The 15,878-nt window shown below is 73.5% G+C and carries 13 protein-coding genes, 1 tRNA gene and 1 other RNA gene; 7 read left to right on the top strand and 8 right to left on the bottom strand.

Translation table 11 applies throughout. From position 1 onward, the window contains the following. Positions 1–38: 38 nt before the first annotated feature. A complete protein-coding gene (locus ACIQUQ_RS21710; protein WP_403978182.1) occupies positions 39–677 on the bottom strand; it encodes a LytR C-terminal domain-containing protein in 639 nt (212 codons plus the stop codon). 134 nt (positions 678–811) lie between these two features. Beyond that, positions 812–1,108 carry a type II toxin-antitoxin system VapB family antitoxin gene (locus ACIQUQ_RS21715; protein WP_003955420.1) on the bottom strand — a complete coding sequence of 99 codons (297 nt, stop codon included), beginning with the start codon at positions 1,106–1,108 and terminating at the stop codon, positions 812–814. An 88-nt stretch (positions 1,109–1,196) separates the two neighbouring features. Between ACIQUQ_RS21715 and ACIQUQ_RS21720 the strand changes: the two genes are divergently transcribed. Further along, positions 1,197–2,795, top strand: coding sequence for a helicase HerA-like domain-containing protein (locus ACIQUQ_RS21720; RefSeq protein WP_403978184.1), 1,599 nt, complete (start codon positions 1,197–1,199; stop codon positions 2,793–2,795). Between the two features lie 103 nt (positions 2,796–2,898). On the opposite strand, the gene opcA is transcribed toward ACIQUQ_RS21720, so the two are convergent. Together opcA and ACIQUQ_RS21730 are read right to left on the bottom strand one after the other, a co-directional pair. Continuing rightward, entirely contained in the window at positions 2,899–3,819 is a 921-nt protein-coding gene (gene opcA / locus ACIQUQ_RS21725; RefSeq protein ID WP_403978187.1) for a glucose-6-phosphate dehydrogenase assembly protein OpcA, read from the bottom strand. Between the two features lie 20 nt (positions 3,820–3,839). Further along, the gene (locus ACIQUQ_RS21730) at positions 3,840–4,439 is read right to left on the bottom strand and encodes an HhH-GPD-type base excision DNA repair protein (RefSeq protein ID WP_403978190.1); all 600 of its coding nucleotides are present in this window, start codon (positions 4,437–4,439) and stop codon (positions 3,840–3,842) included. 112 nt (positions 4,440–4,551) lie between these two features. Between ACIQUQ_RS21730 and ACIQUQ_RS21735 the strand changes: the two genes are divergently transcribed. Further along, complete coding sequence (locus ACIQUQ_RS21735) at positions 4,552–5,352, top strand: VOC family protein (RefSeq protein ID WP_403978192.1); 801 nt, start codon at positions 4,552–4,554, stop codon at positions 5,350–5,352. 80 nt (positions 5,353–5,432) lie between these two features. On the opposite strand, the gene ACIQUQ_RS21740 is transcribed toward ACIQUQ_RS21735, so the two are convergent. Further along, positions 5,433–8,270, bottom strand: a complete 2,838-nt coding sequence (locus tag ACIQUQ_RS21740) for an NACHT domain-containing protein (RefSeq protein ID WP_403978195.1) — start codon at positions 8,268–8,270, stop codon at positions 5,433–5,435. Between the two features lie 171 nt (positions 8,271–8,441). Between ACIQUQ_RS21740 and ACIQUQ_RS21745 the strand changes: the two genes are divergently transcribed. After that, positions 8,442–8,735 (top strand): hypothetical protein, encoded by a 294-nt coding sequence (locus tag ACIQUQ_RS21745; protein WP_403978198.1) that lies wholly within the window; start codon positions 8,442–8,444, stop codon positions 8,733–8,735. Here the strand turns inward: ACIQUQ_RS21745 and ACIQUQ_RS21750 are convergent. Continuing rightward, on the bottom strand, positions 8,728–9,711 hold the full coding sequence (locus ACIQUQ_RS21750; protein WP_403978201.1) for a DUF5937 family protein: 984 nt from the start codon (positions 9,709–9,711) through the stop codon (positions 8,728–8,730). The two genes, ACIQUQ_RS21745 and ACIQUQ_RS21750, sit on opposite strands and share 8 nt — an antisense overlap. A gap of 128 nt (positions 9,712–9,839) precedes the next feature. Here ACIQUQ_RS21750 and ACIQUQ_RS21755 point away from each other — a divergent pair, with 128 nt between their 5' ends. After that, positions 9,840–11,021 (top strand): MFS transporter, encoded by a 1,182-nt coding sequence (locus ACIQUQ_RS21755; RefSeq protein WP_403978204.1) that lies wholly within the window; start codon positions 9,840–9,842, stop codon positions 11,019–11,021. A 114-nt stretch (positions 11,022–11,135) separates the two neighbouring features. Here the strand turns inward: ACIQUQ_RS21755 and ACIQUQ_RS21760 are convergent, their stop codons facing one another. Then, a complete protein-coding gene (locus ACIQUQ_RS21760) occupies positions 11,136–11,318 on the bottom strand; it encodes a hypothetical protein (RefSeq protein WP_403978207.1) in 183 nt (60 codons plus the stop codon). A gap of 280 nt (positions 11,319–11,598) precedes the next feature. Next, positions 11,599–11,683: transfer RNA gene (locus ACIQUQ_RS21765), tRNA-Ser, on the bottom strand. A 108-nt stretch (positions 11,684–11,791) separates the two neighbouring features. On the opposite strand from ACIQUQ_RS21765, the gene ffs reads away from it, so the two are divergent. From ffs to purD, 3 genes are all read left to right on the top strand, one after another. Next, an RNA gene (gene ffs / locus ACIQUQ_RS21770) (signal recognition particle sRNA small type) lies at positions 11,792–11,890 on the top strand. Positions 11,891–12,023: 133 nt separating this feature from the next. After that, a complete protein-coding gene (locus tag ACIQUQ_RS21775) occupies positions 12,024–14,285 on the top strand; it encodes a DNA polymerase III subunit gamma and tau (RefSeq protein WP_403978210.1) in 2,262 nt (753 codons plus the stop codon). A 60-nt stretch (positions 14,286–14,345) separates the two neighbouring features. After that, positions 14,346–15,599, top strand: coding sequence for a phosphoribosylamine--glycine ligase (gene purD / locus ACIQUQ_RS21780; RefSeq protein WP_403978213.1), 1,254 nt, complete (start codon positions 14,346–14,348; stop codon positions 15,597–15,599). Positions 15,600–15,878 lie beyond the last annotated feature (279 nt).

Below are 15,878 nucleotides of genomic sequence, written 5' to 3' on the forward strand. Positions count from 1 at the left end.
CTGCCGTCCCGGTGCCCGTCAGGCGCGCCGGGACGGGTTCAGCACTTCCGGGAGGGCGCGGGAGCGGGGTGGGCCAGTGCGGCCAGGACCCGGTCCGCGTCCTCCTTCTTGCTGAGCTCCTTGAAGGCGGTGCCCAGGATCAGGTCGACGTCCGCGGTCTCGCGCGTGTCGGTCTGCTGGGTGACCCCGGCGAGCTGCGCGCCGAGCACGGAGTACATGGCCTTGTCGGTCCTGGGCGAGCCGAGCAGTATCCCGGTGCCGGCGACCTTCTTGTCGAAGGTGGCGGGGGCGTTGCCGACCTTGCCCACCCGGAAGCCGCGCTTGCGCAGCTCGTCGCCGACGGCCTTGGCGAGGCCGCTGCGCGGGGTGGCGTTGTAGACGTTGACCGTGATCTGGCCGGGCTTGGGCAGCGCGACGGCCGGGGCGGCGGAGGCGGCCGGTTTCCCGGGCCTGCCCGTGACGCAGTCCCCGGCGTGCCCGGCGGCGGTCTTCTTCTCGTCGCCCCTGAACACCCCGATGAGCTGCAGCGTCCCGTATCCGAGCAGGCCGAGGGCCAGTATCGAGCCGAGGAGTGCGAGCACGATCCGGCGGCGGCGCCGGGGGCGGCGCATGCGGGGGTATGCGGTACCCGTGACGCGGTACTTTCCGCCCATGCCTGGGGGAGTGAGCATGCTCATGGGCGCAGCGTAGTGCGACCCGGTGACGATGCCTACTAAATGATCTATGAATAGCCCAGGGCCGACCCGAAAGGATCAATCGGCCTGCTCGGAGGGGCGGACCGATTGGTTCCGGGGACGGCTCCCGCGGCCGCTCAGCCCAGTTCGAGGACGCGCGCGTGCAGCACCTGGCGCTGCTGCAGCGCGGCGCGGACGGCGCGGTGCAGCCCGTCCTCCAGGTAGAGGTCGCCCTGCCACTTCACGACGTGCGCGAAGAGGTCGCCGTAGAACGTCGAGTCCTCGGCGAGGAGGGTCTCGAGGTCCAGCTGGCCCTTGGTGGTCACGAGCTGGTCGAGCCGTACCGGGCGCGGCGCGACGTCCGCCCACTGCCGGGTGCTTTCCCGTCCGTGGTCGGGGTAAGGCCGCCCGTTTCCGATGCGCTTGAAGATCACACGGAAAGCCTACCGGGCAAGTCCCTGCGGGCGCAGCCTCGGGACGTTGGTGCAAAGGTGGCGAATAGCGCTAATTCGGGAGTGATAGATGACGGGAAGCACCCCCTCGGCCGAGCCGGTGGCCACTCCGGGGCCGGCCGGAGAGATCGCCGCCGGGTACGCGTTCACCGGACCCGCCCTCGAGCTGGGCGCCCTGCTCTGGGACGGCGCGTGCCTGCCGGAGCACCGGATCCGCATCCCGCTGGCCGTGCTGAACCGGCACGGACTGGTCGCGGGAGCCACCGGCACCGGCAAGACCAAGACGCTCCAGCTGATCGCCGAGCAGCTGTCCGCCAACGGGGTGCCCGTCTTCCTCGCCGACATCAAGGGCGACGTGTCCGGCGTCTCCGCCCCCGGCACCCCGAACGACAAGGTCGCCGAGCGCGCCCGCGAGGTCGCCCAGGAGTGGGAGCCCGCCGGCTGCCCCAGCGAGTTCTACTCGCTCGGGGGGATCGGGCCCGGCATCCCGGTCCGCGCGACGGTGACCAGCTTCGGCCCCGTGCTGCTCTCCAAGGTCCTGCAGCTCAACCCGACCCAGGAGCAGTCCCTCGGCCTGATCTTCCACTACGCCGACGCCAAGGGCCTGGAGCTGGTCGACCTGAAGGACCTGCGGGCCGTGGTCGCCTTCCTCGTCTCCGACCGGGGCAAGGCCGAGCTCAAGGGCATCGGCGGGCTCTCGACCGTCACCGCCGGGGTGATCCTGCGGGCGCTGACCGCCTTCGAGCAGCAGGGGGCGACGCAGTTCTTCGGCGAGCCGGAGTTCGACACCGGGGAGTTCCTGCGCACCGGCCCGGACGGCCGGGGTGTGGTCTCCGTGCTGGAGCTGCCCGCCGTCCAGGACAAGCCGCAGCTCTTCTCGACCTTCCTGATGTGGCTGCTGGCCGACCTCTTCAACGACCTCCCGGAGGTCGGCGACCTGGACAAGCCCAAGCTGGTGTTCTTCTTCGACGAGGCGCACCTGCTCTTCAACGGCGCCTCCAAGGCCTTCCTGGAGTCGATCACGCAGACCGTGCGGCTGATCCGCTCCAAGGGCATCGGCGTCTTCTTCGTCACCCAGACACCGAAGGACGTCCCGGGCGACGTGCTCGCCCAGCTCGGCAACCGGGTGCAGCACGCGCTGCGGGTCTTCACCCCGGACGACGCCAAGGCGCTGAAGGCCACGGTGCGGACCTTCCCGCACTCGCCGTACGACCTGGAGGAGCTGCTCACCCGGCTGGGCACCGGCGAGGCCGTGGTCACCGTGCTGAGCGAGAAGGGCGCCCCGACGCCGGTCGCCGCCACCCGGCTGCGCGCGCCGCAGTCGCTCATGGGGCCGGTCGAGCCGGCCGCGCTGGACCGGGCGGTCAAGGCCTCGCTGCTCTGGTCGCGCTACGCGGAGGCGGTCGACCGGGAGTCGGCCTACGAGAAGATCGGCGCCGAGCAGGCCGCCGCCGAGGCCGCGGCGGAGGAGGCGGCCCGGGCGGCCGAGGAGGAGAAGCAGGCCAAGGCCGCGGCGCGGGCCGCTCCCAAGGCCCCGAAGGAGGACAGGTCGCTGGCCGAGCAGGTGGTCGGCAGCAGCCTCTTCCGCTCGCTGGCCCGCTCGGTCGGCACCCAGCTGGGCCGGGAGATCTCCCGCTCGATCTTCGGCACGGCGCGCCGCAGGCGCTGACCGCAGACGTGACCGGGCCCGGTCCGTCCCCGGGCCGCGCGGGAGGGCCCCCGTCCGGTGACCGGGCGGGGGCCCTCCCGTATCGCTGCGGCCTGCGGCCGGGTTACGCCGGCACCCGTCCCTTCCGCAGCGCCGAGCCGTAGGTCTCGTCCGCCGTCAGCCGGCGCAGCTCCTCCGAGATCAGCTCGGCCGTCGTACGGATCTTCAGCGCCACCTTGCGGTCGGGCTGGCCCGGCACGCCCAGCGTGGCGAGCGCCCCGCCGGGCCGGTCGACGGATATCTCGCCGGCCGCCGTGGTCATCCGTACGCGGGTGATCACCGGCCCCTCCGTGGGCACCCGCTCCACGCGCACCCCCAGCCGGTCCTCCAGCCAGCGGGCCAGCAGCTCCGCGCTCGGGTTGTCCGCCTCGCTCTCCACGGCGGCACCGGTCACCTGGTCGTGCCGCTGGTCGAGCGCGGCCGCCAGCAGCGAGCGCCAGGGCGTGAGCCGGGTCCAGGCCAGGTCGGTGTCCCCGGGCGCGTACGAGGCGGCGCGGTGCTCCAGGACCGACAGCGGGTCGAGGTTCGCGTAGGCGTCGGTGATCCGGCGCTGTGCCAGGGCGCCCAGCTCGTCCCGCGCCACGTCGGCGGGCGCGTCCGCGGGCCACCAGGCCACCACCGGAGCGTCCGGCAGCAGCAGCGGCAGCACCACGGAGCCGGTGTGCGAGGTCAGCTCCCCGTGCAGCCGCAGCATCACGATCTCGCCGCTGCCCGCGTCCGAGCCGACCCGCAGCTCGGCGTCCAGCCGGGTCTGGCGCAGCTTGTGGTGTCCGCGGGCGGTGCGCTTGATGACGGCGAGGATGCGACAGGGGTGTTCGCGCGATGCCTCGGAGGCCGCCTTGACCGCGTCGTACGCGTTCTCCTCGTCGGTGACCACGAGGAGGGTGAGGACCATGCCCAGGGTGGGGCTGCCGATGGCCTGGCGGGCCTGCAGCAGGGCGGCGTTGACCTTGCTTGACGTCGTATCGGTGAGTTCGGTCTTCATGATCTGGGAGTCTCGCAGCCCTAGGAGGCCGGCTTGGTGGTCTTGGCGGCTTTGGCGGCGGCCTTGGCCTGCTGTTTGTACGCGCGGACCTTCGCCAGCGACTCGGGCCCGGTGATGTCGGCCGCGGAGCGGTAGCAGTCCTCCTCGCCGTAGGGGCCGGCCGCCTCCTGCCAGCCGCGCGGCCGTACGCCGTACTGCTTGCCCAGCAGCGCGAGGAAGATCCGTGCCTTCTGGTCGCCGAACCCGGGCAGCTCCTTCAGCCGCGCCAGCAGGTCGGCCCCGCTGCCGGCGCCCTCCCAGACCGCCGCCGCGTCGCCGTCGTAGTGCTCGACGAGGAACTGGCAGAGCTGCTGGATCCGCTTGGCCATCGAGCCCGGGTAGCGGTGCACGGCGGGCTTCTCCGAGAGCAGCGCCGCGAAGGCGTCGGGGTCGTACGCGGCGATGGCGTGGGCGTCGAGGTCGTCCGCGTCCATCCGGGAGGCGATCGTGTACGGCCCGGAGAAGGCCCACTCCATGGGCACCTGCTGGTCCAGCAGCATCCCGGTCAGCGCGGCCAGCGGGCTGCGGCCGAGGAGGGCGTCCGCGTCGGGCTGCTGGGCCAGGTGGATCTGGATGTCCATAACTCCATGTTCGACTGATTTCGGTTTCCACGCGCGGGAGGGGCGCCGGATGGCTAGCGTGTGAACCCGGACACACCCACCCATGGTGATCAAGTGAGACGGAGTCATGATCATGACGGCTTTCCCCGAAGGCACGCCGTGCTGGGCCGACGCCATGTTCAAGGACGTCGAGGGCGCGAAGGCGTTCTACGGCTCGGTGCTGGGCTGGACCTTCACCGAGGCCGCGACGGAGTACGGGGGCTACACGCAGGCCTACTCGGACGGCAAGGCGGTCGCGGCCGTCGTCCCGCCGATGCCGGGCCAGGAGGAGGAGGCGCACTCGGCCTGGTGTCTCTACTTCGCCTCGCCGGACGTCGCGGCGACGGCGGAGAAGGTCAAGGCCGCGGGCGGCGAGATGCTGATGGAGCCGATGCAGGTCGGCCCCTTCGGCTCGATGATGCTGGCGAAGGAGCCGGGCGGTGCGGTCTTCGGCGTCTGGCAGGGCGGTGAGCACACGGGCTTCGAGAAGCAGAACGAGCCCGGGGCGTTCGCGTGGGCCGAGGTCTTCTCGCGCGAGCCGGGCAAGTCGGACGCCTTCCTGACGTCGGTCTTCTCGTACCGCAAGCAGAAGATGGCCGACGAGAACATGGACTACGCGGTCTTCGACCTCGGTGAGCAGCCGGTGCTGGGGCGGATGCAGATGGGCGACGACTTCCCGCCGCACATGCCCTCGTACATCTGCGTGTACTTCGCGGTCGACGACTGCGACGCGGCGGTCAAGAAGGCCACGGACCTCGGCGCGAAGCTCCAGTTCGGCCCGATGAGCAGCCCCTTCGGCCGCTTCGCGGCCCTGACGGACCCCCAGGGGGCCAACTTCTCCGTCATCGACCTGAACACGACGGAGGGCGAGATGCCGAAGTTCTCGGACGCGTAGGGGCTGCGCCGCTGCGGTGTGCGGTGGGCCGCGCCCGGGTCGTACGGACGACCCGGGCGCGGCGCACGTGCGCGGGCGGCTCAGTAGTCGGCCGCGGCCAGGCGTACGACCCCGGGTGGGAACGCCAGGGTCCCCCTCACTTCGGAGAAGCCCTTGAGCGTGAGCCTGCGGAGCCCGGGCATTTCCGCGAGAGGACGGATGTCTGCCTCGTGGCCGCGGCTCATGGCCGAGACGGTCAGGGCCCGAGCCCCGGGGAACAGCCGGGCGAGCGGCGCCAGGGGGTAGCTGCGGGTGTGCACGGTGGCGCTGGTGATCCAGGGCATCGCCGCGACGTACCCGACCGCCGGGCGGTCCAACCTCAGGTCCACCAGGGTGAGGTGCTTCAGACGCGGGAGGTGCAGGGCGTCGGCCTGCTCCAGGAAGCACGACCCGGGGAGGAGCAGGCGCCGGAGTGCGGGCCATCGGTTGAGGTGGTCCAGCCGTCCCGGCTCCTCCATGGAGAGCTCGCGCAGCCCTTCGTGGCGCGGGAGGTCGGCCATGGAGATGTACGGCGAAGGCCCGAAGCCGAGCACGCGCAGCGACTCCAGTGCCCCGAGGGCGTCCACGTCCAGCACCGCGCCCGGCGAGTCGAGCGTGAGGCAGCTGATGCGGGTGTTCAGCAGGCCGCCCAGGTCCTGGGCGTTCTGGCAGTCGGACAGTTCGAGAACGCGCAGGTGGGGGAAGGCGGGGCCGATCCAGTCGAGCCCGGTGACGACGTCGTTGGCCTCCAGGGTGAGCGCGGTGACGCTGTCCCGGTGGCGCAGGCCGGTGATGGTCTCGGCCGTGTGACCGCCGCGGAGTGCGAGCTGCTTGACGGGGAGGCCGCTGATCGCCCGTGCCTGCCGTTCCTCCTGCACCGTCACGCGGAGTCGGCCCCCGAGCGGGCGCAGCACGTCGGACACGTAGTCGCACGGGTCGAACCGGCTCCACGTGGAACCCAGCAGCTCGCGGATCCGCGGGTCCCGGGTCCCCGTGAACGCCTTGAGATAGGCCAGCGCGCCGTCGCCCCCGATGCCCAGCGCCGTCTCCACGGCGTACGGGGCGGTGTCGGGGGCGAGCTTCTCCGGCCCTGGCAGCAGGTCCAGAACCAGCGGTCCGACGTCCACGAGTGAGCCCACTTCGGAGGCGGACCGCGGGGGCATCAGCAACTGGGCCCGCGCCTCGACGCGCTCGCGGACGGCAGCCGGAAGCTCCGTGGCGTGCTGGAGGCAGGCCAGTGCCAGCGCCAGCAGACGGCGTTCCTGCGACACCTCGCGGTCTGCCCGCCGGATGATGTCCTCCAGCAGCTTCGCCCGCTCGGCGGGCCGGGCATGCGCGACGGCCATCCGGACGACGTCCTCCCACTGCTCGTCGTGGGCGTTCCGGACGATCAGCGGCAGGTCCAGTGACTCCACCGCGGCCTTGGCGCCGAGGAAGTCCTGGAAGGTGCGGTGGACGAAGTCGATCGTGGAGAGGGTCGGGGCGCGCAGCAGCCCGGTACGTGACAGCAGATGGCCGAGCACGGCCCCTGCATCGCCCTGGGCCGCGACCGTGTGCATCGATTCGAGGGCGTCCTCCACCAGCGAGAGGGCGGTCTCCTTCTGCAGCTCCGTCTGGCCGTTGCGGACCAACCAGTAGGCCAGCTTCTGCAGGAGCTGGACGCTCTCCTTCTCGCTCAGCTCGATGCCCTCGGGGGCGATCACCTCGCGTTCCTGGTCCCGCCGGGTGATCAGCATCGAGAGGGCCGCCTGATAGAGCTCCACCCGGTCGGACGGCAGCCGTCCGCGCCGGTCCCGGTGCAGCGCGCAGACCAGCGCGCACAGCAGGGGGGTGGTGGTGAGGAGGGCGAGGTCGCGCTTGACCCGCACCTTGTCCTTGAGGTCGGACTCCAGGGTGTCGAGGTGGGCCGCCACTTCCGGGTCCGTCGCGCCCGCCCGTGCCGCGGCGTGCCAGCGGGACACGAAGATCCCGACGTCCCGGCGTCCCATCGGGCGGACGGCCAGCTCCCGGAAGCCGGCCGCGAAGAGCCAGCCGTCGGCGACGGCGCTGGGCCGCGTGGTGACGACGAAGCGCGAGTGCCCGTACGCCGAGACCAGCTCCCGCAGCCAGTCCCCGGCCCGGTCCCGCAGCCCCTTCGGTACTTCGTCCAGGCCGTCGACGAGGACCAGTCCGCGCCCCTCCGAGAGCACCCGGTGCGCCCAGCCGGGGGGCTGGTAGGCGGCGAGGGAGCAGTTCACGGCGGCCAGGAAGCCCGCCGGGTCCGCGGGCAGGCCGCCTGTCCGCGCGAGGGTGCGCAGCGGCAGCACGAAGGCGATGCTGCCGCTCAGCTCGACGAGCGCGTCGGGGAGTTGGCCCTCGGCCGTCGCGCAGGCCAGCCACTGGAGCAGGGTCGTCTTGCCGCTGCCGGCCAGACCCCTGACCAGGGTCCGGGGGCGCCCGGCGAGCGCCCGCTCGGCCCGGTCCACGCGCTGTGAAGGGCCGTCGTGCCCCGCCAGCTCCAGGCTGAGGTACGCGGTGTCCAGCGGCCAGCTCGCGGCGGCCGGGCCGCGCAGGTCCAGCCCGACGATGGTGAGCCGGCCGTGGCGCTGGAGGAGGTAGTCGCGGTACCGCGCCTCGAAGGCCGCGTCGACCGCGTCCTGTCCCCCGCGCCCTTTGGGGTCGTACCGCTCCGCGGCCGCCCTGTTCCGCAGCTCCAGCACGTCCTCCACGAGGAGGCCCAGCACCGGGGCCAGCTGGGCGAGGGTGTCCTTGGTGGGAACGCGCCGGGAGTTGAAGGCCTGGCTCACGGTCGTCCTGCTCAGCCCGGAGCGGCGGGACAGCGCCGCCATGCCGAGCCCGCGCTTCAACCGGGCCACGTTCAGCACCTGTTGTAAGCGGCTCAGCGGATCCTCTTCGGCCATCCGGTCACCCACCGTCCCCAAGGCCCTTGGTGTTCAGGGACGTTCATTCTTGTTCGCGCGAACGCCGCTGAACAGCGGAACCCGCAAGGTCGGAGGTGAGCCCGGACACGGCTCGCACCCGGACCGTACTTCGCGGCCCCGGCGCTCCAACTCGCGGGAAAGCGGACCGACATGACCACTTTCATGATCACGGCCACGGCCACGGCCACGGCCACGGCCACGGCCACGGCCACGGCCACGGCCACGGCCATGACCACGCCCATGACCACGACCTGGCAAACCGCAGACACCCTGCTCGCGATGGCCGTCGTCATCGCGTTGCTGATCTCCCTGCTGGCGGCCGTGGTCGCCGGAGTCCTGGCCCGCTCCGACGGCGCCACCCTCCCCGCCGCCGCCTCCCGCGCCGGCGCCGCCTTCGCCGCGACGCTGGCGCTCGCGACGGGCCTGCTGGCCCTCCTCAGGTGAGGGAGCCCGCCGGGGCCAGGAGGGCGTCCGCGACCGCCGTGCGCGCGTACAGGACCGAGCGGCCGCTCCGGTGGGCCGTGACCAGGCCCGCGTCGCGCAGGGCGGTCAGGTGCTGCGAGACGCCCGCGGGGGACAGACCGGTCGACCTGGCCAGCTGCGTCGTGGAGGCCGGGGTGTCCAGTTCGGCGAGCAGCATCGTGCGGGAGCGCCCCAGTACGGCGGCCACCGCCTCCGTGGCGGTGGTCCCCCGGGGCTCCCACAGGTTGCCCACGCCCCGCGCCGGGTACGCGAGCTGCGGCGGCTCCCCCGCGAGCGAGCGGGTCAGCACCCGGGGCCAGGCGAACGCGGACGGCACCAGCAGCAGGCCGGAGCCCGGCTGGTCCCGGGTGAGCGAGCACTGGCGGTGGACCAGGCCCAGGGTGCCGTCGTCCCACCGGACGGTCTCGTGCAGCTCGTTGAGCACGTGCGCGGCGCCGTGCTCGGCCACCTGCCGGGCGCGGTGGAACACGTCGGCCTCCAGCAGCTGCCGGACCCGGGCCCAGTACGGGGCGAGGGCGAGCTCCCAGTACGCCTCGATCTCCGCGGTCACCTTCTCCAGGCCGGCGTCCGGGTCCTCGTACAGCAGCCGCATCCGCGGCGAGGGGGTGCCGAGCCTGTCCACGTCCCGGCGCAGCTGCTCGGGCGTGCTGGCGCGGATCGCGCCGAGTTCGGCGGCCAGGGCGGGGAACGGGGTGGCGGGGACCGGGTTGAGGAAGTCCGCGAGGTAGCCGCGGGGCGGGATCAGGTCGGTCAGCCAGCCCGCGTCGAGCCCGGCGCGCGCCACGCGGGGGCGCACCTGGGCGGCCCAGCACTGGTGCAGCGGTGACGCCGCGGGGGCGCGGAGCAGGCGGAAGCTGGTGACGACCTCCCACATCGGGGACACCGCGAAGCGCATCTGCGCCAGGTCGGCGGCGGAGAAGTCGAGTACGTACTCCATGTCCCGTGCCCCCCGTCCGGCCCGTGGCGGGCGCTGCGCGGCCGTCCGCCGCACGCCCTCGGGCCCGTTTGGATTCGGTCTGAGCTTAATCAATTCGTCCGCGGGCGCCCGGGACGCAGGCTCCTCGCATGTTCTCGACCTTCCGCGGACTCCCGCCCACCGTCTGGACCGTCTTCGCCGGCTCGATCGTCAACCGGATCGGCTACCTCGTGACGCCGTTCCTCGTCTTCTTCCTCGCCGACCGCGGGGTGAGCGGGTCCGGTGCGTCGTACGTCCTCGGCGCGCTCGGCGCCGGCAACCTCCTCGGCCCGGCCCTCGGCGGCGTGCTCGCCGACCGGTTCGGGCGCCGCCCGACGATGCTGCTGGGCCTGACCGGCGCCAGCGCGGCGCAGGGCGCGCTGTTCGTCGCGCCCGGCGTCGTCACGATGGCGGCCGCCGCGCTGCTGCTCAGCGCGGCCGGTGCGGTGGTGGGGCCGGCCGCGTACGCGCTGATGGCCGACACCGTGGACGCCGGGCGCCGACGGCGGGCGTACGCGCTCTTCGGCTGGGGCGTGAACATCGGCACCGCCGTCGCGGGCGTCCTCGGCGGCTTCCTCGCGGAGCGCGGGTACTGGCTGCTCTTCGCCGTGGACATCGGCTCGATGCTGGTCTACGCGGCCATCGTGGCCACCCGGCTCGCCGAGCCGCCGCGCACGGTGAAGGCGGCGGACGGGGCCGGGTACGGCGTCGTCTTCCGCGACCGGCTCGCGCTGGTGCTGCTCGCGGTGCTCGGCGCACAGCTCTTCGTCTACTCGCTCACCGAGGTCGCCCTGCCGCTGGCCGTCCGCGACAGCGGGCTGTCCCCTGCGGTGTACGGCGCGATGGCGGCGGTGAACGCGGTGCTGGTCGTCGCCCTGCAGCCGTTGGCCACCGCCCGGCTGGCCGGGCTGCCGCAACTGCCCGTGCAGGCCGCGGGCGGGGTGCTGGTCGCCGCGGGCGTCGCGCTGACCGGGCTGGCCGACGGCGTCGTGGGGTACGCCCTGTCGGTGGTCGTCTGGTCGCTGGGCGAGCTGGTCGTGGCGGGGATCGCGGCCGCGGTGGTGGCCAACCTGGCGCCGGCCCACGCCCGCGGCCGCTACCAGGGCGCGTACAGCTGGGTCTGGGGCACGGCCCGCTTCGCCGCCCTGACCCTGGGCGTCGCCGTCTACACGGGCCTTGGCCCGGCGGTCCTGTGGTGGTCCGCCCTGACGGTGGGCCTCGCGGCCTCCGCGGCCATCCTGGCCCTGACCCGGCGCATCACCGGCCGCCTCACCCACGAACTGGCGGCGTGACGGTCCCGGGGCGCGCTCCCGGTCCTGGCACTGGAAAGACGGCCCGATGGTGGTCGAGCCGCCTCATGGGTGGTGCGCCCTCCTCTGCTGGAGGCCGGATTGCCTTCGGTCCCGCTACTTGCAGGCGCCTGCCTTGAATCCGGGCTGCGGGCTGCCGTGCTGGCCGGGGACGCACTGCTTGTCGCCCGGACCGGGGCGGTCGGCCAGTGCCGGAGCCGCGGACGCGACGCTGGCGAAGCCGGCCAGGAACACGGCCGCGGTCAGCCTGCGGATCTTGGTCGCCCTGGTGGCCTTCATCTTCCTGGTTCCCTCTGCGGATGGACTGCGGTGCCGCGGGGTGCGCCCACCCCCGGGGAGAGGGGCCGCTCACGGTGTCAGGGGGCTACTGGCACCTGCGTCCGGGTGGCCCGTCCCTTGCGGTCGTGCATGCCACCCCTCCACGCTAGACAATCCGGACAAACCACATCAAGAGCGCGGCGGGCGGCGAGAGAGCCACGGGGCGGCACGTGGGCAGGGGAACAGATCCCCGGGAACGCCGAAGGCCCGGACCGCTTACACGGTCCGGGCCTTCTGCCTGCGGAGGATACGAGATTCGAACTCGTGAGGGGTTGCCCCCAACACGCTTTCCAAGCGTGCGCCCTAGGCCTCTAGGCGAATCCTCCGCCGCAAACAATACAAGACGTTGAGGGGTGCTAGCGAACGTGATCGCCGACGGGCGCTCCGGATGGGGAGCGGGGTCGATCGCCGGGCTCTCCATCCGCTACGCTGGCCCCAGCCCCTCACGTGGCGCTATCTCACCCAACTCCCCCAGGGCCGGAAGGCAGCAAGGGTAAGTGGGCTCTGGCGGGTGCGTGGGGGGCGCTTTGCGTTTCCGGGCGGGGTGCGGATCCGGTCCACCTGCGGGCCGCGGGCGTGTGCGGGCGTGTGGCTCCGCCGCCGGGCCCCGGGGCCGTGGGATGCGGCGGCGCCCGGTTGTCGGCGGGCCCGGATAACCTCGTAAACGTGTCGTCCCTTGCGCTGTACCGCCGCTATCGCCCCGAGTCGTTCGCCGAGGTCATCGGGCAGGAGCATGTCACTGCACCGCTGATGCAGGCCCTGCGGAACAACCGGGTCAATCACGCGTACCTGTTCTCCGGGCCGCGCGGCTGCGGCAAGACGACCAGCGCGCGCATCCTCGCCAGGTGCCTCAACTGTGAGCAAGGTCCCACCCCCACGCCCTGCGGGGAGTGCCAGTCCTGCCAGGACCTGGCCAGGAACGGCCCGGGCTCGATCGACGTGATCGAGATCGACGCCGCGTCCCACGGTGGTGTCGACGACGCCCGTGACCTGCGGGAGAAGGCCTTCTTCGGGCCCGCCTCCAGCCGGTACAAGATCTACATCATCGACGAGGCCCACATGGTCACGTCGGCGGGCTTCAACGCGCTGCTCAAGGTGGTCGAGGAGCCGCCGGAGCACCTCAAGTTCATCTTCGCCACGACCGAGCCCGAGAAGGTCATCGGAACCATCCGGTCGCGCACCCACCACTACCCCTTCCGCCTCGTGCCGCCCGGCACCCTGCGCGAGTACCTCGGCGAGGTCTGCGGGCGCGAGGGCATCCCGGTCGAGGACGGGGTGCTGCCGCTGGTCGTGCGCGCCGGCGCGGGTTCCGTGCGTGACTCCATGTCCGTCATGGACCAGCTGCTGGCCGGCGCGGCGGAGGACGGTGTGACGTACGCCATGGCGACGTCCCTCCTCGGGTACACGGACGGCTCGCTGCTCGACTCGGTGGTCGACGCCTTCGCCGCCGGGGACGGCGCGGCGGCCTTCGAGGTCGTGGACCGGGTGATCGAGGGCGGCAACGACCCGCGCCGGTTCGTCGCCGACCTGCTGGAGCGGCTGCGCGACCTGGTGATCCTCGCCGCCGTGCCCGACGCGGGCGAGAAGGGGCTCATCGACGCCCCCGCCGACGTCGTGGAGCGGATGCAGGCCCAGGCCTCCGTCTTCGGGGCCGCCGAGCTGAGCCGCGCCGCGGACCTGGTGAACGCCGGGCTGACCGAGATGCGCGGGGCCACCTCGCCCCGGCTCCAGCTCGAACTGATCTGTGCCCGCGTGCTGCTGCCCGCCGCGTACGACGACGAGCGCTCCGTACAGGCCCGCCTCGACCGACTGGAGCGCGGCGGTGCCGCCCTCGCCGCGGCAGCCGGGGCCGGTGCCGTGCCCGCCGGACCGGCCATGGGGTACGTGCCCGGGCCCGAGGCGCACCAGATGGCACCCGTGGCGCCCGGTGGCGGTGCCGCCGCGGCCCGCGCGGCGGTACGCGGCCCCGGTGCGGCCCCCGCTGCGCCGGCCCCGGCCCCCGCCCCCGAGGTCCAGGCCCCCGCTCCGGCCGCCCACGCCGCCCCCGAGGCCCCGGCTCCGGCCGCCCCACCCCAGCAGCAGCCCCAGCCGCAGCAGGCCGCCGCGCCCGGCGCCTGGCCGGGCGCCGCGCAGCCCGGCTCCGGCCTCCCCGCCGCCCCGGCGGCCCCCGAGGCTCCGGCCGCCGCCGCACCCGCGGCCCCCGGGGCCCCCCAGCGGGGCGCCTGGCCCAGCGCGGCGCAGCCGGGGTCCGGCGTCCCCGCTCCCGCCCAGTCCGCGGCGGCTCCCGCCCCGCAGCAGGCCCCGGCGCCGGCCCAGGCCGCCGCCCAGCCCGCCCCGGCGCAGCCGTCGCCCGGCATGGCGCAGGGCGCCGGCCAGGTCCAGGCGATGTGGCCCGGCATCCTGGAGGCGGTCAAGAACCGCCGCCGCTTCACCTGGATCCTGCTCAGCCAGAACGCGCAGGTCACCGGCTTCGACGGCACCACGCTCCAGCTCGGCTTCCCGAACCCGGGTGCCCGCGACAACTTCTCCAGCAGCGGCAGCGAGGACGTGCTGAAGCAGGTCCTGGCCGAGCAGTTCCAGGTCAACTGGAAGATCGACGCCGTGGTCGGCGGGTCCCCCGCCGGCGCGCCCGGCACGGCGGCCGGGAACCCGTACGCCGCGCCGCCCGCGCCCGTACAGCCGCAGGCGTACGCCCCCGCCCCGGCGGCCCCCGGTCCCCACGCCGCCCCGTACCAGGCCCCGTCGGCCCAGCCGCCCGCGGCCGAGCCGCCCCGCGCCCACCAGCCCCCCGCCCCCGTGCCGGTCGCCCCCGAGGACGACGTCCCGGAGGAGGACGACCCGGACCTCGTCGAGAGCGCCCTCACGGGCCACGACCTGATCGTGCGGGAGCTCGGGGCCACGGTGGTGGAGGAATATACGAACGAGTAGGGCGGCCCGCTTGGGTGCCCGCACAAAGATCTCCAGGCCAGGCGGGCTAGGCTGCACCCCGTGAAGGTCCTCGTCATCGGCGGCGGCGCCCGCGAACACGCCCTGTGCCGCTCTCTGTCCCTCGACCCCGACGTCACCGCGCTCCACTGCGCCCCCGGCAACGCCGGGATCGCGGAAGTGGCGGAACTCCACCCGGTCGACGCCCTCGACGGCGCCGACGTGACGCGGCTGGCCACCGAGCTGGCGGCCGACCTGGTCGTCGTAGGCCCGGAGGCGCCGCTGGTGGCCGGGGTCGCCGACGCCCTCCGCGCGGCCGGCATCGCCGTCTTCGGCCCGTCCGGGGAGGCGGCGCAATTGGAGGGCTCCAAGGCCTTCGCCAAGGACGTGATGGCCGCCGCCGGCGTCCCGACCGCCCGCAGCTACGTCTGCAGCACGCCCGAGGAGATCGACGAGGCGCTGGACGCCTTCGGCGCCCCCTACGTCGTGAAGGACGACGGCCTGGCCGCCGGCAAGGGCGTGGTCGTCACCTCCGACCTCGCCGCCGCCCGCGACCACGCCCTCGCCTGCGACCGCGTGGTCATCGAGGAGTACCTCGACGGACCCGAGGTGTCGCTGTTCGCGATCACCGACGGCACCACCGTCCTGCCGCTCCAGCCCGCCCAGGACTTCAAGCGCGCCCTCGACGGCGACGAGGGCCCGAACACCGGCGGCATGGGCGCCTACTCCCCGCTGCCGTGGGCCGACCCCAAGCTGGTCGAGGAGGTCATGGAGACGGTCCTCCAGCCGACCGTCGACGAGCTGCGCCGCCGCGGCACCCCCTTCTCCGGCCTGCTGTACGCCGGCCTGGCGATCACCAGCCGCGGGGTGCGGGTCATCGAGTTCAACGCCCGCTTCGGCGACCCCGAGACCCAGGTGGTCCTGGCCCGCCTCAAGACCCCGCTCGCGAGCGTCCTGCTGAACGCCGCGAAGGGCACCCTCGACGCCGAGCCGCCGCTGAACTGGCGCCCGGACGCGGCCGTCACCGTGGTCGTCGCCTCGCACAACTACCCGGACACCCCCCGCACCGGAGACCCGATCGAGGGCCTCGCGGAGGTCGCCGCCGAGGACGGCCCCGAGGCGTACGTGCTCCACGCGGGCACCCGTCAGGAGGGCGACGCGGTCGTCAGCGCGGGCGGCCGCGTGCTGTCCGTGACGGCGACCGGATCCGATCTGGCGCAGGCGCGGGAGCGGGCGTATAAGGCCGTCGCCCGGATCCGGCTCGACGGCTCGCAGCACCGCACCGACATCGCGGAAAAGGCCGCCGAAGGCCGCTGATTCCACGGGCGACCCCGCTGAGCAGGGGTTCGGACGAATGAGGGCCCGGCCCGCGCAACGCGCGGCCGGGCCCTTTCGTACGACAGCATCAGGCCGCCTTCGAACGCACCCACCTTTACCCAAAGCCATTCCATCGGGTGAGCGATCCCCTATCCGGCTGACGCGGGCCGAAGCCCCAACTAGGGTGCCGCGCAGGCGTTCCGGCACTTGGCCCACCGGCATTGCGATGTCGGTGACGGGTGCCAGAGTGGGGGAGTGAGCAAAGTCGCCGCAGGGCAG

It is taken from the genome of Streptomyces sp. NPDC101118, from assembly GCF_044759445.1.
Lineage (GTDB): Bacteria > Actinomycetota > Actinomycetes > Streptomycetales > Streptomycetaceae > Streptomyces.

Bases quoted from the DNA above. Each gene is read 5' to 3' on its own strand.
- ACIQUQ_RS21710 (WP_403978182.1), bottom strand. From the start codon at position 677: ATGAGCATGCTCACTCCCCCAGGCATGGGCGGAAAGTACCGCGTCACG.
- ACIQUQ_RS21720 (WP_403978184.1), top strand. From the start codon at position 1,197: ATGACGGGAAGCACCCCCTCGGCCGAGCCGGTGGCCACTCCGGGGCCG.
- opcA (WP_403978187.1), bottom strand. From the start codon at position 3,819: ATGAAGACCGAACTCACCGATACGACGTCAAGCAAGGTCAACGCCGCC.
- ACIQUQ_RS21730 (WP_403978190.1), bottom strand. From the start codon at position 4,439: ATGGACATCCAGATCCACCTGGCCCAGCAGCCCGACGCGGACGCCCTC.
- ACIQUQ_RS21735 (WP_403978192.1), top strand. From the start codon at position 4,552: ATGACGGCTTTCCCCGAAGGCACGCCGTGCTGGGCCGACGCCATGTTC.
- ACIQUQ_RS21740 (WP_403978195.1), bottom strand. From the start codon at position 8,270: ATGGCCGAAGAGGATCCGCTGAGCCGCTTACAACAGGTGCTGAACGTG.
- ACIQUQ_RS21745 (WP_403978198.1), top strand. From the start codon at position 8,442: ATGACCACTTTCATGATCACGGCCACGGCCACGGCCACGGCCACGGCC.
- ACIQUQ_RS21750 (WP_403978201.1), bottom strand. From the start codon at position 9,711: ATGGAGTACGTACTCGACTTCTCCGCCGCCGACCTGGCGCAGATGCGC.
- ACIQUQ_RS21755 (WP_403978204.1), top strand. From the start codon at position 9,840: ATGTTCTCGACCTTCCGCGGACTCCCGCCCACCGTCTGGACCGTCTTC.
- ACIQUQ_RS21760 (WP_403978207.1), bottom strand. From the start codon at position 11,318: ATGAAGGCCACCAGGGCGACCAAGATCCGCAGGCTGACCGCGGCCGTG.